Raw genomic sequence first — 23,044 nt, forward strand, 5'->3', positions numbered from 1 at the left:
CTCAATTCCCCTTGTGCTGGATGTGGGCGTGCTCGTCATCGCTGCCATCATCGGCGGCGGACAACGGACGCGCCGGTGTGCGTTTCTGGCCAGGCCCACCGTGGGTCGGCTCGCTGCCTTCGTGGGTCTGCGGCCCTTTGCGCACCAGGCGCATCATGTAGCCCAACCCTGCACCAAACAGCGCGAAGTACACCACCACGAACAGCACCAGGGTGATCGTCATCTGCGCCAGGCTATGCCCGGACGAAGCGTCCGCCGTGCGCATCAGCCCGTAGACCACCCACGGTTGGCGGCCGATTTCGGTGGTAAACCAACCGGCGAGAATCGCGATCAGGCCGGACGGGCCCATCCACAACGCCAGGTACAGGAACGGCCTGGACGTGTACATCTTGCCGCCACGGCGCAGCCACAGGCTGAACAAACCGGTGAAGATCATCAGGAAGCCCAGGCCCACCATGACCCGGAACGACCAGAACACAATGGTCGAGTTGGGGCGGTCTTCAGGCGGGAAATCCTTGAGCGCCGGCACCTGTTTGTCCAGGGAGTGCGTCAGGATCAGGCTGCCCAGGTACGGGATCTCAACCGCGTATTTGGTTTTCTCGGCTTTCATGTCGGGCCAGCCGAACAGGATCAGCGGCGTCGGCTCGTTGCCGATATTTTCCCAGTGGCCTTCAATCGCGGCGATTTTCGCCGGTTGGTGCTTGAGGGTGTTGAGGCCATGGAAGTCGCCGATCACCGCCTGGATAGGCGCCACGATCAGGGCCATCCACATCGCCATCGACAGCATGGTGCGGATCGCCGGGGTGTCCTTGCCACGCAGCAAGTGCCAGGCCGCCGAAGAACCGACGAAGAACGCGGTGGCGACAAAGGCCGCCGTGGCCATGTGCATCAGGCGGTAGGGGAACGACGGGTTGAAGATCACCGCCAGCCAGTCGGTAGGAATCACGCGACCGTCGATGATTTCAAAGCCTTGCGGCGTCTGCATCCAGCTGTTGGAGGCAAGAATCCAAAAGGTCGAGATCAACGTGCCGACGGCCACCATCACCGTGGAAAAGAAGTGCAGCTTGCGCCCCACCTTGTTCCAGCCGAACAGCATCACCCCGAGGAAACCGGCCTCGAGGAAGAAGGCCGTGAGCACTTCGTACGTCAGCAACGGCCCGGTAACGGCGCCAGCGAAGTCCGAGAAGCGGCTCCAGTTGGTGCCGAACTGGTAGGCCATGACCAAGCCTGAGACCACACCCATGCCGAAGTTGACGGCAAAGATCTTCGACCAGAAATGGTAGAGGTCACGGTACGTGTCGTTATGGGTCTTGAGCCACAAGCCTTCCAGCACCGCAAGGTAACTGGCCAGGCCGATGGTGATCGCCGGGAACAGGATGTGGAACGAAATGGTGAACGCGAATTGAATTCGGGCGAGATCTAGCGCCTCCAAACCGAACATAAGTCTTCCTCTGTCAGGTAATACCGGCTGCTGGCTGGGAGCCTGCACCCACTGCCCCCACGGATATGGAGTGTGGCGAATTTCAATTCGTTTCTTTTTTTAACCAACCACGCAGGGAATCTGGCCTTTCGGCCGCCAGAACAATCCCGGGGCTGGTTTTGATCTGGATCAAGCATTGCTGAAAGAGTAGTCCTATTTTCAGGATCGAACTGTGTGGTGTTTTGCCGCGTGACAGCTTGTCTCAGCTGCGCGCCCTTATTTAAAAGCTGGCAACTGTTTGTTACAACTTAATGCTAATCTCGCCATTCCCTCCGCTCCTGATCTCCATTGCCGATGCCTAGTGAACCTGCGTTGCTGTTGCGTCACCACCGCCCTTTCATCGCGTTCTGGCTGGCGCGGATCTTTACGGCCAGCGGCTTCCAGATGCTCACCGTGGCGATCGGCTGGAACCTCTACCAACTGACCGGCAATGTGCTGGACCTGGGCTTGGTCGGCCTGGTGGAATTCATACCGCGCGTGCTGTTCATGCTGCACACCGGGCATGTGGCCGACCGCTATGAGCGGCGCAAGGTCGCCGCCCTCTGCCAGACCGTACAGGCGTTGATTGCCCTGTCCCTGGCCATCGGCGGCCTGACCGGCAACGTGACCCGCGAGATGATCTTTATCCTCGCCTTCTTGCTTGGCGCCGCGCGCTCGTTTGAAATGCCCACCACCCAGGCGATGCTGCCGAGCATCGTGCCCAGCGCGCTGTTCCCACGGGCCGTGGCCTCGTCACAGTCGGCGCAGCAACTGGCGACCATCGTCGCGCCGGCACTCGGCGGCTTGCTGTATGCATTTGGCAGCGTGTGGGTGTATGGCCCAACAGTGGCGCTGTACCTGATCGCCTGCGTGCTGACCCTTAATCTGCCCGCCCGCCAGACCCCGCTGAACAAAGCCAAGGCAACTATGGATTCGCTGTTGGCCGGGATTCGCTTTATCCGCAGCCGCCCGGACATTCTCGGCGCGATCTCCCTGGACCTGTTCGCCGTGCTGCTGGGCGGCGCCACCGCGTTGCTGCCGGTGTTCGCCAAGGACATCCTGCTGACCGGCGCCTGGGGCCTGGGCCTGCTGCGCTCGGCGCCGGCGGTGGGCGCTTTGCTGATGTCGTTGTGGCTGGCGCGGTTCTCGGTGGACCGCAAGGTCGGCCGCGTGATGTTCACCGCCGTGGGGGTGTTCGGCGTAGCGACCATCGCCTTCGGCCTGTCGACATCGTTCTGGTTCTCGCTGGCGGTGCTGGTAGTGCTGGGTGCAGCGGACATGATCAGCATGGTCATCCGCGCGTCGTTCGTGCAGCTGGAAACCCCGGATGAAATGCGTGGCCGTGTCAGCGCGGTAAACGGCCTATTTATCGGCGCATCCAATCAACTGGGCGAGTTCGAATCGGGCATCACTGCCCACTGGTTCGGCACCGTGCCCGCCGTGGTCATGGGTGGGATCGGCACGCTGCTGGTGACTGGGGTGTGGATAAAACTGTTCCCGACCCTGGCCAATCGCGACCGTATGCATGTGCCGGTGGAAGAGGCAAAGCAATAAGCCCCGCCACCTGGTCTGATGTTGGAATACAGTAAATGTGGGCGCTGGCTTGCCTGCGATAGCGGTGGGTCAGCACCGGATTGATGGCTGCCCCACCGCTATCGCGGGCAAGCCCGGCTCCCACATGGGTTCTTCAGTGGTTTGAAGGTGTGCGCTACAGCACCTTATCCAGGGTGATGGGAAAGTCCCGTACCCGCTTCCCGGTGGCGTGATAAATCGCGTTCGCCACCGCCGCCGCCACGCCGACTATGCCGATCTCGCCTACGCCCTTGGAACCCAAGGCGTTGACGATCGCGTCATGTTCTTCGACAAAAATCACCTCAATGTCGCCGATGTCGGCATTTACCGGGATGTGGTACTCAGCCAGGCTGTGGTTCATGTAGCGCCCCAGTTGATGGTCGATCTGGGTTTCTTCATGCAGCGCCATGCCAATCCCCCAGACCACGCCGCCGAGAATCTGGCTGCGGGCCATCTTCGGGTTGACCACGCGCCCAGCCGCAATCGCGCTGACGACTCGGCTGACCTTGATGATGCCCAGGTCTTCGTCGACCCGAACTTCCACAAACACCGCCGAGTGCGTCGCCGAGGCGTAACCCTCGCGTTGCTTGCCCGGCTCGCTGTCGACCTGCACTTGCAAGGCATCGTCGCCGCTGTCTTTAACCAGTTGCGCCAGCGATACACGCACGTCACCGGTATGCAGTTGGCCGTCTTCAAAGCGCACCGCTTCAGCATCCTTGAATACCGGGTAAGTCTGGCGGGCGACTTTCAGCAGTTTGGCATTCAGCGCTTCACAGGCCTGCTGCACGGCGGTGCCGACCGACGACACGGTAAACGAGCCACCCTGCAACGGCGCCGTGGGCAATGACGAGTCCCCCAGCAAAAAGCTGATATCAGCCATCGGCACGCCACTGGCTTGGGCGGCAATCTGGGTCATCACCGTGTAAGTGCCGGTGCCGATATCGGTGGTGGCGCTGCTCACCGTCAATTTGCCCTCGGCGTCGATCCGCGCCTTGGCGCTGGCCTTCATCTGCAAGGCTTCCCACACGCCACCGGCCATGCCCCAGCCGATCAACTGGTTGCCGTCACGCATGCTGCGCGGCTCCGGGTTGCGCTGGCTCCAGCCGAAGCGTTCGGCGCCTTCGCTGTAACACTCGCGCAGGGCTTTGCTCGACCAGGGCTTGTCTTCGTTCTGGTTACGCTCGGCGTAGTTGATCAGGCGCAGTTGCACCGGGTCCATGCCCAGCGCACAGGCCAGTTCGTCCATGGCGCATTCCAGGCCGATCACGCCCAACGCGGCGCCTGGCGCGCGCATATCCAGCGGGGTGAACACGTCCAGCGGCACCAGGTTGTAGGTCAACTGCACGTTGTCGCAGTGGTAAAGCATGCCGCTCCATTCCACCACGTGTTCGCTGAATTCTTCGAAGCGTGAGGTCTGGCCAATCGCGGTGTGCCCCAATGCCAGCAGGCGGCCATTGGCAGCGGCGCCCATCTGCAAGCGCTGCAAAGTGCGCGGGCGGTAGCCGAAGGTGAACATCTGTTGGCGCGTCAGGGTTACGCGCACCGAACGCTTGAGCGCCAGCGCGGCCATCACTGCCAGGGGCAATTGGTACTGCGGGCGCAGGCCCGAGCCGAAGGCGCCACCAACGAACGCGGCAAAAATCCGCACCTGGCTTTTATCCAGCCCGAAGACTTTTTGCACATAGGCCTGGCAGTTCTGCGGGCCTTGGGTCTTGTCGTGGATGTGCAGGGTGCCGTCCGGCTGATACAGCACGGTACTGGCGTGGGGTTCCATCGGGTTGTGGTGCTCAATGGGCGTGCTGTAGTGCACGTCGAGGCTGACGGCCGCAGTGGCCCACTCGGCCTGGAAGTTACCGCGTGGCTTGGGGGGCGTTTGCGGCGATGGGTACGCCTGTTCCTGCATGGCCACCAGGTCGGTTTCAAAGGCTTCGCTTGCGTACTCGATCTCGACCAGAGAACCGGCATACCGCGCCAGTTCCAGGTTGTCGGCGATCACCAAGGCCAAGGGTTGGCCGCTATAAAGGACGCGGTCGTTATAAAGCGGGCGGAACGGGGAACCGTCGGCCGCATCGGCGTCGGCAAAGGCATCGTCGTAGCTGGCAAGTTGGGGCCGGTTGAGGTGGTCGAGCACCCTCACCACGCCCGGCAGGGCCAGGGCTTTGGAGGCATCGATTTTTACGACACGGCCTTTGGCGATGGTGCTGGAGACCACGCTGCCATGCAGCAAGTCTTTATCTGGGAATTCACCGGCATAGCGCGCTTGGCCGGTCACCTTGAGCAGACCGTCGACGCGGTCCAGGGGTTTGCCGATAGCGGTCATGGGCGTTCTCCTGCAGTCGCGGCATCGCTCAGGGCGCGGATAATCGCGCGCCGCGCGAGTTTGATCTTGAAGCCGTTGTGTTCCAGCGGTTCGGCGTCATGCAGCAAGGCGTCGGCAGCGTTGCTGAAGGTTTCGCGGCTCACCGTCTGGCCAATCAGCGAGGCTTCCACTGCACGGTCACGCCAGGGTTTGTGCGCCACGCCGCCAAGGGCCAGGCGGGCGTCGATGATCTGGTCGCCGTCCAGTTCGAGGGCGGCCGCGACGGAGACCAAGGCGAAGGCGTAGGACGCACGGTCGCGGATTTTCAGGTAATGGCTATGACTGGCCAACTGGTCGGCGGGCAGTTCGATGGCGGTGATCAATTCATCATCAGCCAGCAGGTTGTCGCGCTGCGGTGTGTCGCCGGGCAGTCGGTGGAAGTCGGCAAACTCGATGACCCGCGCGCCGCCACGGCCCTCTACATGCACCCGCGCCTCCAGCGCCGCCAAGGCTACGCACATGTCCGAAGGGTGCGTGGCCACGCAGTGTTCGCTGGCGCCGAGGATCGCGTGAATGCGGTTCAAGCCGGTGCGCGCCGGGCAGCCGCTGCCGGGTTCGCGCTTGTTGCAGGGCACGCTGGCGTCGTAGAAGTAGTAGCAACGGGTGCGCTGTAACAAGTTGCCGCCGGTACTGGCCATATTGCGCAGTTGCGGTGAGGCGCCGGCCAGGATCGCTTGGGACAGCAATGGGTAACGCGCCTCGATCAGCGGGTGCCAGGCCAGGTCGGCATTGCTCACTAAGGCGCCGATCATCACGCCGCCACTGGCGGTTTGTTCAACGCCTTGCAGCGGCAGGCCAGTGATATCGATCAAGTGTTCGGGGCGGCTGATGTTTTCTTTCATCAGGTCCAGCAGGTTGGTGCCACCGGCGATAAAGCGTGACGCCGCGCTGCTCAGGTGCACGGCCTCGTGCACATCGGCCGGCTTGCTGTACTGGAAGGGATTCATTGCTCACCTCCGCGCACGCGGCAGGCGGGCAAGGCGTCTTCGATGGCATCGCGGATGTTGGTGTAGGCGCCGCAGCGGCACAGGTTGCCGCTCATCAATTCCTGGATCTGTGCGGTGTCGTGGGCACGGCCCTCATTAGCCAGGCCGACGGCGGAGCAGATCTGGCAGGGGGTGCAGTAGCCGCACTGGAAGGCGTCATGCTTGATGAAGGCCTGCTGCATCGGGTGCAACACGTCGCCGTCGGCCAGGCCTTCGATGGTGGTCAGCTCGGCGCCATCGCACATCACCGCCAGCGTCAGGCAGGCATTCACGCGCTTACCATCGCGCAACACGGTGCAGGCGCCGCATTGGCCGTGGTCGCAGCCTTTTTTGCTGCCGACCAGATCAAGCTGCTCGCGCAAAAGGTCGAGCAGGGTGGTCCAGGGCAACACATCGAGGTGGCGGTCTTGCCCGTTCAGGGTCAAGCGTATCGGGTGACTGGCGAACGACTTGGCCGCCGCGCCATTGGGGGTTGCGCTCATAAACACCTCACGGGTTGGTATCCATCCGCGGCGTTCAGGAAAGTCGCCGTCTCAAGGGGTACGACTTCCCGGGGTATTGAGCGTTCAAGGCAATTGATCAGCGGATATTGAGCAGCGTCTTCAGGGTGTTTTGCGGGCCGTTGATCGAGGCATTGCTGTATTCGAACCAGCCAGGCGCTTGGACATTCACGTCGAACACATAGATGTAGCCCATCACGGTGCCGGCGCCATTGCACACTTCGCTGATGGTGCCGACCTGGCACACCGGCGTGCGCTGCCCGTTCAACTGCGCGCCATCGAAACGGCCCATCGGACTTTTGCCCAGGCCGACCTCCATCACTGAAACCTGGGTTGGCCCACGGTGCGTGCACATCTGGGTACTGCTCGCCCGCTCAGGGATGGTCTCAGTGCAACCGGCCGATTCAACCTTGAATACGCGCACCTCGCTCAAGGGCGGTGCAGTCGCGCCCCAAGCCGGTGCCACCAGCCCCAGGCCGATAACGGCGAACAGAGCTAGACTGCTGGCGTTGGCTTTTTTCATGCTGTTAACGACCCTGAATTAAACGTCGGCGCAGTATGCCTCAAGGCCATGCACCATCAAAACCAAGCCTATGCGCCACTGGCCGTCGGCTGCTGGTATGATGCGCCGCTTTTTCCGATCCTCTCTGAAACCACAGGCGCTTGGCGCAGTTTGTGCTTTGACTTAGAGGTCAACAAATAACGACGCAAAATAGCGTCACAGGGAGCCGGCATGCTGGAAAAGCTGTTTCAACTCAAGGCACACAACACCAATGTGCGCACCGAGATTCTCGCGGGGATCACGACCTTTCTGGCCATGGCCTACATTCTGTTCGTGAACCCGAGCATCCTCGGCGAGACCGGGATGGACAAGGGCGCGGTGTTTGTCGCGACGTGCCTGGCGGCCGCCATCGGTTCGACCGTGATGGGCCTGATCGCCAACTACCCGATCGCGCTGGCACCGGGCATGGGCCTCAACGCCTTCTTTACCTACACCGTGGTGCTGCACATGGGCCACACCTGGCAAGTGGCGCTGGGCGCGGTGTTCATTTCGGCGGTGTTGTTCTTCCTGCTGTCGATCTTCCGCATCCGTGAGTGGATCATCAACAGCATCCCCTTGCCCCTGCGCTCGGCGATTGCCGCCGGTATCGGCCTGTTCCTGGCGCTGATCGCCCTGCACAACGCCGGGATCGTGGTCGGCAACCCGAACACGCTGGTGGGCCTGGGCGACTTGAAAAAACCAGCGCCGATCCTGGCCACCTTTGGTTTTATCCTCATCGTTGCGCTGGAAGCCCTGGCCGTACGCGGTGCGGTGCTGATCGGCATTCTGGCCGTGACCATTGTCTCGATCCTGTTGAATGTCACCCCGTTCGGCGGCGTGATCTCGATGCCACCGTCCCTGGCCCCGACCTTCCTGCAGCTGGATATCAAAGGCGCCCTGGATATCGGCCTGATCAGCGTGATCTTCGCGTTCCTGTTCGTTGACCTGTTCGACAACTCCGGCACCCTGATCGGCGTCGCCAAGCGCGCCGGCCTGATGGGCAAAGACGGCCACATGCCAAAAATGGGCCGTGCCCTGATCGCCGACAGCACTGCGGCCATGGCCGGTTCCCTGCTGGGCACCTCGACCACCACCAGCTACATCGAGTCCGCTGCGGGTGTGAGCGCCGGTGGCCGTACCGGTTTAACCGCCATCGTGGTCGCTATCCTGTTCCTGCTGGCGCTGTTCTTCTCGCCACTGGCGGCCAGCGTTCCGGCCTTCGCCACCGCGCCAGCCTTGCTGTTCGTCGCCGTGCTGATGACCTCCGGCTTGGCCGAAATCGACTGGGACGACATTACTGTTGCAGCGCCGGTGGTGATCACCGCCCTGGCAATGCCCTTCACTTATTCCATCGCCAACGGCATCGCCTTCGGTTTCATCGCCTGGACCGCCATCAAGCTGCTTTCGGGCCGCTACCGTGAGCTGAACCCGGCACTGGTGATCCTGTCGATTCTGTTTGTGATCAAGCTGGGCTGGTTCAACGCATGACTTTTGACGCCGCAAGCTACACCGCTCAACTGCAAGACAAGGTCACGCGCTTGCGTGACCTGCTGGCACCGTTCGACGCACCCGAGCCACAGGTCTTCGATTCGCCGCTGCAGAACTTCCGCCTGCGGGCGGAGTTCCGCCTGTGGCGCGAAGGCGGCGAGCGCCACTACGCGATGTTTTCCCAGGACGACAAGCGCACGCCGATCCTGATCGAAGAATTCCCCATCGCCAGTGCACGCATCAACCAGTTGATGCCGACACTCAAGGCCGCCTGGCAAGCCAGCGCCGCCCTGAGCCACAAGCTGTTCCAGGTGGAGTTCCTCACCACCTTGGCTGGCGACGCGATGATCACCCTGTGCTACCACCGCCCGCTGGACGAGCATTGGCACACGGCCGCCAACAAGCTCGCTGCCGACTTGAATGTCAGCATCATCGGCCGCTCCAAGGGCAAGCGCGATGTGATCGGCCGCGACTACGTGGTGGAAAAACTCGAGGTGGGCGGTCGTACGTTCAGCTATCGCCAACCCGAAGGCGCATTTACCCAGCCCAACGGCACGGTAAACCAGAAGATGCTCAACTGGGCATATGAAGCCTTGGGCGATCGCCCGGATGATTTGCTGGAGCTGTACTGCGGCAACGGCAACTTCACCCTGCCGCTGGCGACCCGTGTGCGCAACGTGCTGGCCACCGAGATCAGCAAGACCTCAGTGAATGCGGCCCTGAGCAACCTTGATGAGAACGCTGTGGATAACGTCACCCTGGTGCGCCTGTCTGCCGAAGAACTCACCGAGGCGCTCAACGAAGTGCGCCCGTTCCGCCGCCTACACGGCGTCGACCTGAAAAGCTACGCGTTCGGTAGCGTCTTCGTCGACCCACCGCGTGCCGGCATGGACCCGGACACCTGCGAGCTGACCCGGCGTTTCGATAACATCCTGTACATCTCCTGCAACCCGGAGACGTTGGCGGCGAACATTGCGCAACTGCATGACACGCACCAGATTACCCAGTGTGCGATGTTTGACCAGTTCCCGTGGACGCACCATATGGAATCCGGGGTGTTATTGACCCGGCGGTAATTCAACGCCCTCTTCTTCCTTCTTGCGTGGTCGACCGCCCTTCTTGCCGTTGGCTCGGGCGGCCGCCGACTTGGCGGCGCTGCTTTTGCGGCCGTTGCGCGATGCTACCAGGCTCGCCGCCAAATCCATCAACGGTTGGCTCGTGGCGATCAGGCCCGTGATCGAAACATCCAGATCCCGGGCCTCACAGCAAAGTGCCTTGCCGCCAAAACCGACTTCCAACTGCTGGAAATCCTCCAAGGAAAACCCGTTGAACTCCGGCAGGCCAGCCACCGGCAACACGATGCGGCTGCCGTCGCTGAAACCGATGGAAATGCAGTTGTCTTCGTAACGCACATTGCTGGCGTTGGCGTACAGACGCTTCAATTTGCGCCCACGGGCTATTGCCTTGTCGACATCCGCCTCAGTGAGCGGTTTATAGGGCACAGTTTTGGCTTTTACGATTTTCATACATTAATCCCCACGCAATCTGGCGCTCTTACCAGATTCAAAATTGTCCGTTGCTCTACGACGTCGTGCCGGGCGCTTGCGATGACATAGACACCACGTCGAATGACCAACCCTTGAACCAACTCACCAGCGTCCCAATCCCAGGAATGATTCTCCAGACAAACCGTTTGCAGTTTCTCCCACCAAATCCTGCGTGCCCGCGCCAAGTAGTGCCGCTGCATTATTGCCTCACGTATTTCCCTCAGGACCACCGTGGGTGGCTGCCTCCGTTCAGGCTCTATATCCCACAACTCCACGTCCCCATTCAGAAAACTGAAACGAAACCGTGCATCCCATTCCTTGCCCCTGACATGCACGTGAGGCGGGCAATGCTCATCCCTGAGAAACACCGAGATTACATATCCTTTGTAAGCACCTACTTTCATCGTAACCCATCCGTTAGGTTGTTTTCCGTCAAGTTACACTTTTCCCCGTGCAGCCCGACAACCGGCTTCGAAATCCCGAAGCTGTTTCACAGATTAGTAACGACGAACAACCCGGCGAATGCCGGGTTGTAACCACTCATGCCGACGGCTGGAAATAACCGGCCAACGCCTGCAAGTCCTGCTCGCTCAGCAACCCCGCGTAATACTTCAACTGAATCCTGGCCAGCAAATACGCATGCCGCGCATTCGCCAAATCACGGCGGGCGGTGAAGAGTTGTTGTTCAGCGTCGAGCACGTCGAGGTTGACCCGCTCGCCGCCGCCGACGCTTTTTTTCGTCGCGGTGACCAAGGCGGTGGCGGAACTGACGGCCATCTCATAGGCGCGCACTTTCGCCGCGCCGCTGGTGTTGAGGTTGAATTGTTTTCGCAGCTCCACCAGCGTGGTGCTGGTTTGCGCATCCAGCGCGTACTGAGCCTGGGACAGCTGATTAGCCGCCTGGCGCGTGGAAGCCGACACCGAGCCACCCGCAAACAACGGCAGGCTGACCTGGATACCGACGCTATTGGTGTCGTATTTCTGGTTGTAACTGCTTTCCGAGTCGGAGCGGGTCTGGCGGCTGCTGGCGTACAGGCTGACTTTGGGCAAATGCCCGGCGCGCTTGCGCTCCACTTCATAAGCGGCCACGTCCAGCGCGTGATGCTGGGATTTGAGTTCCGGATTGTTGGCCATGGCCAATTCGCGCCACGTGTCGAAACGGTTCGGCTCCAGCGGCGGGATCTCGAATTGGCGGGTGAGCGGCGCCAGCTCTTCGATCTGCAACGGTAGGCCGACGATGGCTTCCAGCTCACGCAAAGCGCTGTCCTGGGCATCCAGGGATTCGATCTCTTCAGCCTGGGCCAGGCTCAACCGCGCCTGGGTTTCCAGCACATCGGTGCGCGTACCTTCACCGCCTTTGAGCAGGCGGTCATTGAGTTGCAGGCGTTCGGCAAACGCGCGTTTCTGCGCACGGCTCAACTCGATTCGCTCTTGGGCCAGCAACGCCTGGCTGTACGCACTGAGCACACGCACGGCCAATTCCTGGCTCTTGCCGCGAAAGCGCTCATCGGCCATCAGCGCCTGGGCGGTGCCCTGGCGAAAGCGCGCGTAGGCTTCGTAATCCAGCAGCGGTTGTTGCAGCGTCAGGGTGGAGGCGTAGCTGCGGTAGTCGCGGTCGCGGGTGACATCACCCGCCGTCACTTCGGATTCGTTGCGCGCGTTGTTGTAGCTCCACGACAAATTCGGCAATAACGCCGCCCGGCCGATTGCGCGGTTCTCTTCACCGGCTTCACGCTCCTGAATGGCTGCCTGAAATATCGGATCGTTGCGTAGGGCAAAGTCATAAGCGTCCAACAAACCCAAGGCGTTCGCCGCCGGCGCACAGCTCACACACAAGGTAAACAACAGCGCCTTCATTCTTCCACCAAGGCCATGTGAGTGCGGTCCATCAGCGGTTTGAACAGGTAGTTGAGCATCGAACGCTCACCGGTTTTGACGAAGGTTTCCACCGGCATGCCCGGGCGAACCTGCACGCCGTCCAGTTGCTGCATGCCGGCAGCGCTGACTTGGGCGCGCAGCGTGTAATAGGGCTCATCGGTGCGCTCATCGACCTGGCGGTCTGCCGACACCAACGTCACCTCACCGGCTACCCGTGGCGTGGTGGCTTGGTTGAACGCCGAGAACAACAACTCCACCGGCAATCCCGGGTGCACTTTGTCGATCATCTGCACTGGCACGCGCGCTTCCACCAGCAGCGGTTCGCCCTGGGGCACGATGTCCATCAGCGCCTGGCCGGGTTTGATCACGCCGCCTTCGGTGTACACATCCAGCCCGACAACTACCCCGGAAGCGGGCGCGCGTACTAGGCTGTTGGCCAGCTCGAACTGCGCCGAAGCCAGGCGATTGCGCAAGTCGTCGCTGCGGGTGCGGGTATCAGCCAACTGGCTGCGCAGGTCTTTCTGGAAGTCTTCGCCGAGCTGGCGGATGCGCAGACGCAGTTCGAGAACCTGGCGCTGCAACTGCCCGATGCGGCCGAAGTCCTCGGCGATGGTGCCGTCGATCTGCGCGTACAGCCGCTCGCTGTCGAGCAGGCGATTGCGTGGGATATAACCGTCGCGCGCCAACTCGCGCAGGCCTTGCAGCTGTTCATTCAGCGCCGCGCGTTGCTGGACTTTGCTCGCTTGCGAATCCCGCGTGCCGCGCAACTGCGCCTCGGCCCCGGCGATGGTTTCGCGCAGGCCTTGCTGCTCGGTGGCCAGCGCCTGGGCGCGGCTGGTGAACAACTGCCGCTGCAAACTCAGGACGCTGGCGGCATCCGGCTCATTGAGCAGTTCGGGATCAAAAGCGATGGCCGGCAACCCTTCGCTTTCGGCACTCAAGCGCGCTTCGCTGGCCAGTGACGCCAGGTACTGGCTGCGCAGCGATTGCATCTGCCCGCGCAGCGGCGTTTCCTTCAAGCGCAATAACACTTGGCCTGCCTTGACCACCTCACCGTCGCGCACCTCGATGCGTTCGACGATGCCACCCGTGGGGTGCTGCACGGTTTTGCGATGGCCCGAGACCATCACTTTGCCGGACACCGCCACGCCCTTGTCCAACGGCGCCAGCGCCGCCCAGCCAAGAAACCCGGCAAAGCCGCCGAGTACCAGCAGCCAGCCCAGGCGCGAGTATTTTTTATCATCCAGCGCCAACACATTGTTCGGCGGGTCACTGACCCACACCGGCTTGCTCTGACTCATGCCTGTTTTCCTTCACCGAGGCGGTAGCTCATGCTCATGGTCGACACCGGTTTGGTCGTCGTGGGTTTCTGCCGCGCCTCCAACACCCGCGCGGTCGGGCCGAAGGCCTGCAATTGGCCGTCCTTGAGGATCAGCAGTTGGTCAGTCAGGGTCAGCACGTTGGCTTTGTGGGTAATCAAAATCACGCTGCGACGCTGCTGCTTGAGTTGAGCGATAGCCTGGAGCAGGGCTTGCTCGCCCGCCTCATCGAGGTTGGCGTTGGGTTCATCCAGCACGATCAGCGCGGGCAGGCCGTACAGCGCACGCGCCAGGGCCACACGTTGTTTCTGGCCACCGGACAAACCGGCACCGCCCTCCCCCAGTTGCGTGTCGTAGCCCTGGGGCAGTTGCAGGATCAGCTCATGCACGCCCGCCAGTTGTGCGGCGGCGAGGACCTTGTCGGCCTCCACCTCGGCAAACCGCGCGATGTTTTGCGCGATGCTGCCGGCGAACAATTGGATGTCCTGGGGCAAGTAGCCGATGTGCGGGCCGAGTTGCTGCTTGTCCCATTGAGTCAGGTCGGCGCCGTCCAGGCGAACCTTGCCGGCCAGCGGCGCCCAAGCGCCGACCAGCACGCGGGCCAGGGTGGATTTGCCGCAACCCGATGGGCCGATCACGCCGAGTACATCACCGGCCGGCAGGTTGAAACCGAGGTTGGCCAACGCCGGCCGACGGCTGCCCGGCGCGCAGGCGCTGACGTGCTCGACGGTCAATTGGCCCTTGGGCACCGGCAAGCTCATACGCGCCGGTCGCGCCGGATTATCCGCCAGCATCTGCGACAACCGCCCATAGGCCATGCGCGCCGAACTCCAGTGTTTCCACACGCCGATCAACTGGTCGATGGGGCTGAGCACCCGGCCCATCAGGATCGAGCCGGCAATCATCATCCCCGGCGTGATATCGCCCTGCACGGCCAGCAAGGCGCCCAAACCAAGCACCAGCGACTGCAACGCCAGGCGTACGCCCTTGGACCAGGCGGTGACAGCGGCGGTCTTTTCGCTGGCCAGGTTCTGCTGGGCGAGAAACCCTTGATGCTGGCTGAACCAGCGCCCGCGCAAGGTGGCGAGCATGCCCATGGCTTCGATGGTTTCAGCATTGCGCAGGTTGGCCGTGGCCTGCTGGCTGGCGCTGATAGACAGCAGGCTGGCCTGAGCCATAGGGGCCTGGCTGACATAATGGTTGACCCACGCCAGCGCGATTAAAATCACCGCGCCGCCCAGGGCCAAAAAGCCGAGCCAGGGGTGGAACAGGAAGATCACCAGCAAGTACACCGGAAACCACGGCGCATCAAAAAACGCGAACAGCGCCTGGCCGGTGGCGAATTGGCGCAGCGTGGTCAGGTCGTTCAAGGCCTGGCCTGCCGCCTGGGTGCCGCCCTTGAGTTGCGCTTCGAACGCGGCGTCGTACACCCGCTGGTTCAGGCGCATGTCCATTTGCGTGCCGAGGCGGATCACCACTTGGCTGCGCACCCACTCCAATGCGCCCATCAGGCCGAACAGGCCGAGGATCATCAGCGTCAACATCAGCAGGGTCATCTGATTGCCCGAGGCCAGCACCCGGTCGTACACCTGCAACATGTACAGCGCCGGGGCGAGCATCAGCAGGTTGATCACCGCCGAGAACAGGCCGATGTTGAAGAAGCCACTTTTATAGGCCGTAAGGGCGGCCAGGGTTTCGTTGCCGGCGTGGCGCATCTGGGATTCTCGTGGGGTAAGCGGGCAGCGCCGGCGCGTTGACGGGCGATACGGCGCTGCGCAGAATTTGGCACCGCCGTCGATAAAGAATTAGAAGGCTTGGCGACGGCGGTGTGTCATGCGGCGAACGGGAGAGCAATCTCCCCTTCGCTTTTTTCATGCAGCAGCCGTTCAGGCAGCGAATGCCCAGTCCTGCGCCACGTCTTGCACGCCGACCAGCGCAACGTCGGCCGATGGCGTGGCGTGACCCAGCCCGGCAGCGGCCAGTTGGTCGAAGGTCGATGCGGTGGACAGGCCGAAGTCGTCCAGCAGGTTGTTGAGCACGCTTTCCAGCGCGGTGGTGTTGCCTTGCATCAGGCCGTAGATCACGCTCTGCACTTCGTTACCCACACGACCCGCGCCTTCAGCGGCAGACAGGTCGAGGCCGTTGAAGGCGGCTTTGTAGCCGCTCAGGTCGAAATCGCTGCCGCTGCCACCGCTCAGGCCGGTGCCCAACTGGACGTTATCCAGGTTGCCCCACAGGTAGTGGTTCTGGTTGGCAGAGGCAGGCAGCGTCGGGTTGAACACATAGTGCAGGCCATTGCTGGTATTGCTGTCGGCAATAAAAGCGTACTCGGAGCCCTGGGCACCGTGAGTCGAGTATTGGTCGCCGCTAAACGTGCCGTTGCTGAAGCCGCCGGTATTACCGGTGCCGTGGCCTGCGGTCGCAAAGCCTATCGCCCAATCCGTCAGGTAGTCCGAAAGCGAGATAGAACCGAGAGCCGACTCGTAATTAACAGAAATAGTCATCACTGAACCTCGTTATAAACAACGCTATTGATCAGCACGCACTCCGGCGCACTTTTTGCCCACCCTTGGGCAAAACCTTTTATTGACTGCGCCCTTGCGCACCCAATCAGAACTTGTATTCGAGCATTCCACTCAAGGTGCGGCCACGGGCCAGGCTCAGGTTGTTGGCGTCGCCCATGGCAACGAAATAGGCTTCGTCAGTGGCGTTTTCCAACGCCAGTGCGATGTTCAGATGGTCGGTCATCCAGTAACTGGCGTAGAGGTCATACACGGTGTATTTGGGCCACATCGCCTGGTCGATAAAGTCGTAGCCCTGATTGTTCAGGTTCTCACCATTGCCAGAGCTGTAACGCACCCGCATGCCCGTATCCAGGCGTTTGTCCAGGAACCGCGCGCCTACGGTCAAGGCGCCACGGTCAGCGGGCATGTAGGTGGCATTGCCCATGATGCGGCCGCAACTTTCCTTGTCGTTCGCAGCGGCGTCATCCAGCCACTCATAAGTGCTGACCAGTCGTGTGCCGGTCGTACCATTGGGGCGGGTATAACGCTCATATTTGGAACTGAGCGTGCGCCCGCGTTTCTTGGCGCCGCCCATGTAATAGTTCTTCGAGCAGAACTCATTACTGCCGATCATGTGCGTGTAACTCAAGTTGGTATAGGCGCGGCCCATGTCGTAGTTGAGTTGGTATTCCATACCGCGAAAACGCGTCGGGTTAAGGTTGTTGGTATACGCCATGATCCCGGTGAAGCCGCCGACGTTAGTCTCGGGCAACGTGACGCTATGGTTGAGAAACGAGAAGTTCTCTATCCGGGTATCAAAATAGGCAACTTTTATTCCCAGCCGGTCATCGTTGAAGAACAGCGACTCCTTGAACACATTGACGCCCATTTCCCAGTCGCGAGACTCCTCGGGTTTGAGGAACGGATTGGGAAATACGCGCTCCCCCGACGCACCGCCGTGAGGCCGGCCGGTCATGAAGGTTTCCGTGACCGCTGGCGGGCGCCAGCCTTTCCCCCAGCGCGCATAGAGTTGCAACCAATCGAGCCCGGGTTTTATGCCGATGCCAAACGTGGGGGAGAACCGGCCCTCCTCCCGATCAATATCAAGCACCTCATCGACTCGCCGGGCGCCCTCAACACTGCTGGCAATCGCAGGGCGCTTGTAGAGCGTCATCCCGGTTTCGCCCTCCAGTCGATAACGGTCGTAACGCAGGCCAGCGTCGAGCGTCAGCCAACCGTCGTATTCATACTGCAGGTTGTTAAAAAGGCTACCGATGGTTCGTTTGCCGAGCGGGTTCGCACCTTCAACATATGGCAGCGCACCACTGGTGCCGTTAGTCGACTCGACCTTGTTGCTATGTGGCTTGAACCGGTCCTGATAGACCTCCACACCGTAGTTCCAACTGAATTGGCCAAATGCATCAAGGTCAACGCGCGAGGTGTTATCAGCCTGCAGGCCCCAGGTATCGGTTTGAAAATGGTCGGTGTAGCCGGGGGTGTAGTTTCCTGAACTCGCTGACGCCCTATTCGGCGCATTGGCGCGGTCTTCCTGGGTAGTGACGAAATACGCCTTGGCCTTGAAATCAATCAGCGGGTTATCCGGTGTATAGCGATAATCCAGCGCAACGTTTTTCGCGTTGAGGTTGTTTTTGCTGTTGCGCAGATAATAGTTACTCTGCAGATCTTGGGTGATGTAGCTCCAGGTATCGTTGCTGTCAGTATCGCTTTCCAGATAACTCAATTGCACCCGTTGATCATTGGGCAAATTGAGGCCGAACTTGAGAATCTGGGAACGCGTGACGCTGCCCGAATCGCCCACTTCACTGTTCAGCCAATGATCAAAGGCGGCCGGTGCATATTTTCGGGCGCGCAGGTTGGTGCCAAGGTTTTTATCGTTGTGAGTGCCACCTCGGTAATTACCGAAATGCCGCTCGCTGTACCCCAACAGCACATCACCGCGCTCATCCCCAAAGGCAAACACGCCGCTGCCGTTGAAGTAAGTGCCATTACCCAGTTCACCGATGCCGCTGCCGGCGCGAAAACGCCCGCCGATCTCCTTACCGTCGTTGAGAAACTCGCTGGCCTCCAAGGTCTTGAACGAGGCGATCCCACCCAACACCGCCGCCCCGCCTTGGCCGGACTGGCTGCCCTTGTCGATCTGGATGCTGGAGATGAACTCCGGGTCGATCAACATCGTGCCGTTGCGCTGCTGGTGGCCGTTGACGTTGAAATTCTGGCGCATGCCGTCGATATTCATGTTCACGCGGCCGTAGTCCTGCACGCCACGGATGTTCACTGACAGGCCTGGGTCGCGCTGGTCGACGGCGGTATAAACGCCAGCGGTTTCCTCAAGCATGTCGGCGGCGTGACGGGGTGGGCGCTTGTCGATCATGTCACGGCTGATGACGGCCACGGACTTTGGGCTCTGGTACACCCAGTCGCTGGCCTGACCGTTGGTGTTGCCAGAGATGGTGGTGGTGCCGACGGTCACGGCGCTGTCGTGCTCGGCGGCGACGCGGTTGAGGGTGACCTGGCGTTCGCCGGTGAAGCGATATTCCACCGGCGCGCCGCCGAGCAAACGGCCCAGGCCTTCCTGCACGCTGAAGCTGCCCTTGAGCGCCGTGCTGTTCAAGCCTTGCAGGCGCTGGCTGTCGAACAGCACTTGCAGGCCGGCTTGGTCGGCAAAGGCCAGCACCGCGCTGCCCAAGGATTGTGCAGGGATATCAAACGTCAGCACGGCAGGTTGGGTCGCGCCCGCTGCAGGCTGCGCGGCGTACACAGGCGCGGTTACGGCAAACAAGCCCAAATGAATCGCCAGGGCTAACCGGCTACCGGTGACACGCCCCTTGGTGAGTGCTGACATTTCTAAGTTCCCTGCGCTGAGCTTTTTGTTTATGCGAATGCTTCTCACCTAGCAAGACGTGCGAGGCGCAGGAAGTCAGTAAGACTTTTTGAAAGTTTTTTGCAGAGGGTGTATCGCAGGCGGTGGGAAAGAGGTTTCCCACCGGTTGATCAATAGATCAGGCTCAGGCCCGCCAGGTCCAAGCGTTGCACTTGAAGTTCCTGGGTCAAGGTGCCGAGCGCGGTGTCGAGCATATCGAGACGGAATACGCCGCTGACTTCACGATCGGCCAACGCCGAGTTGGCTAACACCACACGCCCAGGGCGATAGCGGTTAAGTTGCTCGATGACGTTGGCCAACGGCAGCCGATCAAAGATCAACACACCACGACGCCAACTGGTGGCGCGCTCCACATCAAATTGATCCAGCGTCTTCACGCCGTCCTGAGGGCTGTAACGCGCGGCTTGGCCCTGCTTGAGCACGCGCTCGCTCGGGCCTTTTTTTGGCGTGGCTTGCAGCGCAACTTCAACGCTGTGCTGCAACACGCCGACCCAGGCCTGGCGATCACCTTCGCGTTCGACCACAAACCGCGTGCCCAACGCGCGGGTTTGCCCAGCCGCACTTTGCACCACGAACGGTCGCGTTTCCTGCCCCGTCATCGGCGCCACATCGAAAATCGCCGAGCCCTGGATCAGGCTGATGCGCCGTTGTACGCCGTCGTAGTCCAGGCGGATGGCACTGGCGGAATCCAGCTCGACCTTGCTGCCATCAGCCAACAGCACTGTGCGTATTTCGCCCTTCTGGGTAACGTAGTCGGCCTGCATGTGCAGCAAAACATCCGGCCCACGCAACCAGCCAACACCTGCCACCACTACGACCAGCGCGACCGCCGCCGCGCGTTGCCATGGCCGGCGCCGCTTAGGCCGACGCGCTGGCGCTGGCGGCGACGCCGGACGCTGGCGATGCACCGGCTCATCCTTATGTACCTCGCCCAAGGCGGCCCACGTCTGCTCGGCAAAACGCAGTGCGGCTTCATGGCGGCTGTCGCAAGCGATCCAATGGCGCAGCTCGGCCTGCTCCTGTTCGGTCAGGGCACCGGCGTGCAGGCGCACCGCCCACTCGGCGGCCGCCTCGGTAATGCTGTGCTGTTGCGGACCCTGGCTATTCACGTGTGAATCTCGAATTTTCGTTATGTAAACGCTGTGACGTCTGACGCAAAGTTTTTCGGTAATTCATTCGTCGGATGGCTGCACCTCGCCGTCCTGCAAACGTTGCATCACATAGGCCAAGGCCTTGGCCAGATGCTTTTGCACAGAGCTGTCAGAGATGTCCAAGTGCCGGGCAACCTGGGCGTGGGTCATACCTTCGATACGGTTTAGACGGAAAATCTGCTGCGTGCGTTCCGGCAATTGCGCCAGTGCCTGCTTCAATGCCTGTCGCTGCTGCTGCGCCATTGCCTGAGCCTCCAACCCGGCCACGTCATCTTCAATCTCGGCCAGCGCCTCATGGGGCACGGTGTCTGTCTTGCGCCGCGCTTCCTGGCGAATATGGTCGATCAGCAGATTGCTCGCCGTTCGATAGAGATAGCCCTGGGAGTTGTCGATGCGCTCGCCGACCGGTTTTTCCGCCAGGCGCAGGAAACTCTCCTGCACCAGGTCGGCGGCCAACTGCGGGTCCCGCACCTTGCGCGCCAGATACCCGCGCAGCGTATCGGCATGCTTGAGAAACAGGCCTTTGAGATCCACGTCCGACAAACCGACTCCCTGGAATGTTAAGGAAACAGGCGGGCATCTTAAGCGTTGTCGAGAATGACTTTCAATTGATATCTAATCTGATTCTGCTGTTCAGCGGTTGCGAATATCGGTTCGATAATCGAACACATCCGCCGCCATCAATTGACCAAATTAACCAACCAGTACATTTTATCCGCACAACCAATAATAAGTGTGGAGATACCCCAAAATGCCGCCCATCGTGCTGGTGCTCAATGGCCCCAACCTCAACCTGCTCGGCACCCGCGAGCCCGCCACCTACGGCCATGAAACCCTGGCCGACATTGCCGCCCTGTGTGGCCGCAGCGCTGAAAAGCTCGGGCTGAAAATCGAATTCCGCCAGACCAACCACGAAGGCGAATTGCTCGACTGGATCCACGGCGCCCGCGCCCGTTGCGCCGGTATCGTGATCAACCCAGCGGCCTGGACCCACACCTCGGTCGCGATTCGCGACGCGCTGGTAGCCAGTGAAGTGCCGGTGATCGAAGTGCATTTATCCAACGTGCACGCACGTGAGGCATTCAGGCATCACTCCTTTGTGTCGCCCATCGCCAAGGCGGTGCTCGCCGGGTTCGGTAGCCACGGCTACCACCTGGCCCTGGAACACTTCAGCCACACTTTCAAGGGATGAGCCCGATGAAACCGCGCATCCTCGCCGGCCTGATCGGCTCGGGCATCCAAGCCTCCCGTACTCCCGCCCTGCATGAACAGGAAGGTGACGCTCAGGGCCTGCGTTATTTGTATCGCCTGATCGATCTGGAACCGCTGCAACTGAACATCAACGCCCTGCCCGACCTGCTGGACGCCGCCGAGATGATGCAGTTCACCGGGTTGAACATTACCTACCCGTGCAAGCAGGCCATCCTACCGTTGCTCGATGAGTTGTCCGACGAAGCCCAAGGCATTGGCGCGGTCAACACCGTGGTGTTCAAGGGCGGCAAACGCATCGGCCACAACACCGATTGCCTGGGCTTCGCCGAAGGGTTCCGGCGCAATTTGAATGACGTCCCCCGCCAACGTGTCGTGCAAATGGGCGCAGGCGGTGCGGGGGCGGCGGTGGCCCACGCGCTGCTGGCGGAGGGCGTGGAACACTTGAGCATTTTTGACGTGGACGTGGCCCGCGCCCGTGACCTTGTGGACAACCTCGCCCAACGTTTCGGCGCCGGTCGCGCACAAGTCGGCAACCACCTGGAAAACGCCATGGCCGAGGCGGATGGGCTGGTCAACACCACGCCGATGGGCATGGCCAAGCTGCCTGGCACACCGGTGCCGCCGGCCCTGTTGCGGGCTGAGTTATGGGTGGCGGAAATCGTGTATTTCCCGCTGGAAACAGAGCTGCTGCGTAACGCCCGCGCCTTGGGTTGCCGCACGCTGGATGGCGGCAATATGGCGGTATTTCAAGCGGTGAAGGCGTTTGAGTTGTTCAGTGGGCAAGCGCCGGATGCGCAAAGAATGCTGGCGCACTTCCAGAGCATGAATACTTAACTCTAGAAAACCGATCCAAGAAATGTGGGAGCTGGCTTGGCTGCGATAGCGGTTGAGCAGTCAATATTGACCTGACTGACACAGCGTTATCACAGGCAAGCCAGCTCCCACAGGATTAGGCCTGCAGGTAACGCATCACCGACTCACAAATCATCTCCCGATGCCGCTGTTTAACCACCTCATCCGACAGCTCGATCTGAAAGATCTCACTGAACGTATGGCGATTGGACACCCGGTAAAAGCTGAAGGAGTTGATCAACAGATGCACGTCCAAAGGGTTCAACCCTTGGCGAAACAACCCCATCTCAGCCCCCCGACGCAACGTGGCGCCGAGCCCTTCGAGAATATTGCTGTTCATCGCTTTGATCGAATCCGAGCGCTTTACGTACTCGGCGTTGTTGATGTTTTCGATGCTGACGATGCGCACGAAATCCACATTCTGGTCATGGTGATCAAAGGTGAATTCCACCAGCCGACGAATCGCTTCGCGCGGCTCCAGGGCGGTAAGGTTCATGCGGGTTTCGGTGTTACGAATGTCGCCGTAGAGCTTCTCCAGCACCTCGACGTACAACTGCTCCTTGCTGCCGAAGTAGTAATAGATCATGCGTTTAGAGGTGTGAATGCGCTCGGCGATCGCATCCACGCGAGCGCCGGCCAAGCCCTGCTGGACAAACTCGACGATGGCTTCCTGAAGGATGTTTTCGCGGGTCTTTTCCGGGTTGTTCTTACGACTCTTGCGCGGTGCGTCTGACACAGCGGAGAGGTCGGGGGTCAGGGTCATGGTGCGCTCAC

20 protein-coding genes are annotated in these 23,044 nt (G+C 61.0%); 5 read left to right on the forward strand and 15 right to left on the reverse strand.

What is annotated here, in order from left to right:
• Position 1: 1 nt before the first annotated feature.
• Positions 2-1,441, reverse strand: a complete 1,440-nt coding sequence (locus tag ACI77I_RS10235) for a cytochrome ubiquinol oxidase subunit I (protein WP_406997433.1) — start codon at positions 1,439-1,441, stop codon at positions 2-4.
• A 333-nt stretch (positions 1,442-1,774) separates the two neighbouring features.
• Between ACI77I_RS10235 and ACI77I_RS10240 the strand changes: the two genes are divergently transcribed.
• Complete coding sequence (locus ACI77I_RS10240; RefSeq protein WP_094951684.1) at positions 1,775-3,013, forward strand: MFS transporter; 1,239 nt, start codon at positions 1,775-1,777, stop codon at positions 3,011-3,013.
• Positions 3,014-3,167: 154 nt separating this feature from the next.
• Here the strand turns inward: ACI77I_RS10240 and ACI77I_RS10245 are convergent, their stop codons facing one another.
• The 4 genes from ACI77I_RS10245 to ACI77I_RS10260 form a co-directional block, all read right to left on the reverse strand.
• Positions 3,168-5,351 carry a xanthine dehydrogenase family protein molybdopterin-binding subunit gene (locus ACI77I_RS10245; RefSeq protein WP_094951683.1) on the reverse strand — a complete coding sequence of 728 codons (2,184 nt, stop codon included), beginning with the start codon at positions 5,349-5,351 and terminating at the stop codon, positions 3,168-3,170.
• Positions 5,348-6,337: a xanthine dehydrogenase family protein subunit M gene (locus ACI77I_RS10250; RefSeq protein ID WP_242152790.1), complete on the reverse strand. Its 990-nt coding sequence runs from the start codon at positions 6,335-6,337 to the stop codon at positions 5,348-5,350. The genes ACI77I_RS10245 and ACI77I_RS10250 overlap by 4 nt, the downstream gene beginning before the upstream one ends.
• Complete coding sequence (locus tag ACI77I_RS10255) at positions 6,334-6,858, reverse strand: (2Fe-2S)-binding protein (RefSeq protein WP_406997434.1); 525 nt, start codon at positions 6,856-6,858, stop codon at positions 6,334-6,336. Before ACI77I_RS10255 ends, ACI77I_RS10250 begins: the two co-directional genes overlap by 4 nt.
• Before the next feature lie 97 nt (positions 6,859-6,955).
• Positions 6,956-7,399, reverse strand: coding sequence for a DUF4879 domain-containing protein (locus ACI77I_RS10260; RefSeq protein WP_094951680.1), 444 nt, complete (start codon positions 7,397-7,399; stop codon positions 6,956-6,958).
• Between the two features lie 210 nt (positions 7,400-7,609).
• Here ACI77I_RS10260 and ACI77I_RS10265 point away from each other — a divergent pair, with 210 nt between their 5' ends.
• On the forward strand, positions 7,610-8,905 hold the full coding sequence (locus tag ACI77I_RS10265) for an NCS2 family permease (RefSeq protein ID WP_406997435.1): 1,296 nt from the start codon (positions 7,610-7,612) through the stop codon (positions 8,903-8,905).
• Positions 8,902-9,981 (forward strand): tRNA (uridine(54)-C5)-methyltransferase TrmA, encoded by a 1,080-nt coding sequence (gene trmA / locus ACI77I_RS10270; RefSeq protein WP_406997436.1) that lies wholly within the window; start codon positions 8,902-8,904, stop codon positions 9,979-9,981. The genes ACI77I_RS10265 and trmA overlap by 4 nt, the downstream gene beginning before the upstream one ends.
• On the opposite strand, the gene ACI77I_RS10275 is transcribed toward trmA, so the two are convergent.
• From ACI77I_RS10275 to ACI77I_RS10315, 9 genes are all read right to left on the reverse strand, one after another.
• The gene (locus ACI77I_RS10275) at positions 9,964-10,431 is read right to left on the reverse strand and encodes a DUF2442 domain-containing protein (RefSeq protein ID WP_406997437.1); all 468 of its coding nucleotides are present in this window, start codon (positions 10,429-10,431) and stop codon (positions 9,964-9,966) included. The two genes, trmA and ACI77I_RS10275, sit on opposite strands and share 18 nt — an antisense overlap.
• A complete protein-coding gene (locus ACI77I_RS10280) occupies positions 10,428-10,856 on the reverse strand; it encodes a DUF4160 domain-containing protein (RefSeq protein WP_406997438.1) in 429 nt (142 codons plus the stop codon). Before ACI77I_RS10280 ends, ACI77I_RS10275 begins: the two co-directional genes overlap by 4 nt.
• 136 nt (positions 10,857-10,992) lie before the next feature.
• Positions 10,993-12,309: a TolC family outer membrane protein gene (locus ACI77I_RS10285; protein ID WP_406997439.1), complete on the reverse strand. Its 1,317-nt coding sequence runs from the start codon at positions 12,307-12,309 to the stop codon at positions 10,993-10,995.
• Positions 12,306-13,631 (reverse strand): HlyD family type I secretion periplasmic adaptor subunit, encoded by a 1,326-nt coding sequence (locus tag ACI77I_RS10290; protein ID WP_242152806.1) that lies wholly within the window; start codon positions 13,629-13,631, stop codon positions 12,306-12,308. The genes ACI77I_RS10285 and ACI77I_RS10290 overlap by 4 nt, the downstream gene beginning before the upstream one ends.
• Positions 13,628-15,364 carry a type I secretion system permease/ATPase gene (locus tag ACI77I_RS10295; RefSeq protein ID WP_406997440.1) on the reverse strand — a complete coding sequence of 579 codons (1,737 nt, stop codon included), beginning with the start codon at positions 15,362-15,364 and terminating at the stop codon, positions 13,628-13,630. Before ACI77I_RS10295 ends, ACI77I_RS10290 begins: the two co-directional genes overlap by 4 nt.
• Positions 15,365-15,535: 171 nt before the next feature.
• Positions 15,536-16,153 (reverse strand): heme acquisition protein HasA, encoded by a 618-nt coding sequence (locus ACI77I_RS10300; protein WP_242152812.1) that lies wholly within the window; start codon positions 16,151-16,153, stop codon positions 15,536-15,538.
• A gap of 106 nt (positions 16,154-16,259) precedes the next feature.
• Positions 16,260-19,016: a TonB-dependent receptor gene (locus tag ACI77I_RS10305; protein WP_242152815.1), complete on the reverse strand. Its 2,757-nt coding sequence runs from the start codon at positions 19,014-19,016 to the stop codon at positions 16,260-16,262.
• A 149-nt stretch (positions 19,017-19,165) separates the two neighbouring features.
• Positions 19,166-20,164: a FecR family protein gene (locus tag ACI77I_RS10310; RefSeq protein WP_094951670.1), complete on the reverse strand. Its 999-nt coding sequence runs from the start codon at positions 20,162-20,164 to the stop codon at positions 19,166-19,168.
• 63 nt (positions 20,165-20,227) lie between these two features.
• Entirely contained in the window at positions 20,228-20,749 is a 522-nt protein-coding gene (locus ACI77I_RS10315) for an RNA polymerase sigma factor (protein ID WP_406997441.1), read from the reverse strand.
• A 208-nt stretch (positions 20,750-20,957) separates the two neighbouring features.
• Between ACI77I_RS10315 and aroQ the strand changes: the two genes are divergently transcribed.
• Both aroQ and ACI77I_RS10325 read left to right on the forward strand, forming a co-directional pair.
• Complete coding sequence (gene aroQ / locus ACI77I_RS10320; protein WP_242152818.1) at positions 20,958-21,398, forward strand: type II 3-dehydroquinate dehydratase; 441 nt, start codon at positions 20,958-20,960, stop codon at positions 21,396-21,398.
• A 5-nt stretch (positions 21,399-21,403) separates the two neighbouring features.
• Positions 21,404-22,252, forward strand: a complete 849-nt coding sequence (locus ACI77I_RS10325) for a shikimate dehydrogenase (protein WP_094951691.1) — start codon at positions 21,404-21,406, stop codon at positions 22,250-22,252.
• A gap of 115 nt (positions 22,253-22,367) precedes the next feature.
• Here the strand turns inward: ACI77I_RS10325 and ACI77I_RS10330 are convergent, their stop codons facing one another.
• Positions 22,368-23,033, reverse strand: a complete 666-nt coding sequence (locus ACI77I_RS10330) for a TetR/AcrR family transcriptional regulator (RefSeq protein WP_094951690.1) — start codon at positions 23,031-23,033, stop codon at positions 22,368-22,370.
• Positions 23,034-23,044 lie beyond the last annotated feature (11 nt).

Origin of the sequence: Pseudomonas sp. D47 (genome assembly GCF_045447305.1) — a bacterium.
Lineage (GTDB): Bacteria > Pseudomonadota > Gammaproteobacteria > Pseudomonadales > Pseudomonadaceae > Aquipseudomonas.

Coding starts and splice junctions, on each gene's coding strand:
- ACI77I_RS10235 (WP_406997433.1), bottom strand. CDS start 1,441: ATGTTCGGTTTGGAGGCGCTAGATCTCGCCCGAATTCAATTCGCGTTC.
- ACI77I_RS10330 (WP_094951690.1), bottom strand. CDS start 23,033: ATGACCCTGACCCCCGACCTCTCCGCTGTGTCAGACGCACCGCGCAAG.
- ACI77I_RS10260 (WP_094951680.1), bottom strand. CDS start 7,399: ATGAAAAAAGCCAACGCCAGCAGTCTAGCTCTGTTCGCCGTTATCGGC.
- ACI77I_RS10290 (WP_242152806.1), bottom strand. CDS start 13,631: ATGAGTCAGAGCAAGCCGGTGTGGGTCAGTGACCCGCCGAACAATGTG.
- ACI77I_RS10275 (WP_406997437.1), bottom strand. CDS start 10,431: ATGAAAATCGTAAAAGCCAAAACTGTGCCCTATAAACCGCTCACTGAG.
- trmA (WP_406997436.1), top strand. CDS start 8,902: ATGACTTTTGACGCCGCAAGCTACACCGCTCAACTGCAAGACAAGGTC.
- ACI77I_RS10300 (WP_242152812.1), bottom strand. CDS start 16,153: ATGACTATTTCTGTTAATTACGAGTCGGCTCTCGGTTCTATCTCGCTT.
- ACI77I_RS10285 (WP_406997439.1), bottom strand. CDS start 12,309: ATGAAGGCGCTGTTGTTTACCTTGTGTGTGAGCTGTGCGCCGGCGGCG.
- ACI77I_RS10255 (WP_406997434.1), bottom strand. CDS start 6,858: ATGAGCGCAACCCCCAATGGCGCGGCGGCCAAGTCGTTCGCCAGTCAC.
- ACI77I_RS10245 (WP_094951683.1), bottom strand. CDS start 5,351: ATGACCGCTATCGGCAAACCCCTGGACCGCGTCGACGGTCTGCTCAAG.
- ACI77I_RS10305 (WP_242152815.1), bottom strand. CDS start 19,016: ATGTCAGCACTCACCAAGGGGCGTGTCACCGGTAGCCGGTTAGCCCTG.
- ACI77I_RS10295 (WP_406997440.1), bottom strand. CDS start 15,364: ATGCGCCACGCCGGCAACGAAACCCTGGCCGCCCTTACGGCCTATAAA.
- aroQ (WP_242152818.1), top strand. CDS start 20,958: ATGCCGCCCATCGTGCTGGTGCTCAATGGCCCCAACCTCAACCTGCTC.
- ACI77I_RS10240 (WP_094951684.1), top strand. CDS start 1,775: ATGCCTAGTGAACCTGCGTTGCTGTTGCGTCACCACCGCCCTTTCATC.
- ACI77I_RS10265 (WP_406997435.1), top strand. CDS start 7,610: ATGCTGGAAAAGCTGTTTCAACTCAAGGCACACAACACCAATGTGCGC.
- ACI77I_RS10250 (WP_242152790.1), bottom strand. CDS start 6,337: ATGAATCCCTTCCAGTACAGCAAGCCGGCCGATGTGCACGAGGCCGTG.
- ACI77I_RS10280 (WP_406997438.1), bottom strand. CDS start 10,856: ATGAAAGTAGGTGCTTACAAAGGATATGTAATCTCGGTGTTTCTCAGG.
- ACI77I_RS10325 (WP_094951691.1), top strand. CDS start 21,404: ATGAAACCGCGCATCCTCGCCGGCCTGATCGGCTCGGGCATCCAAGCC.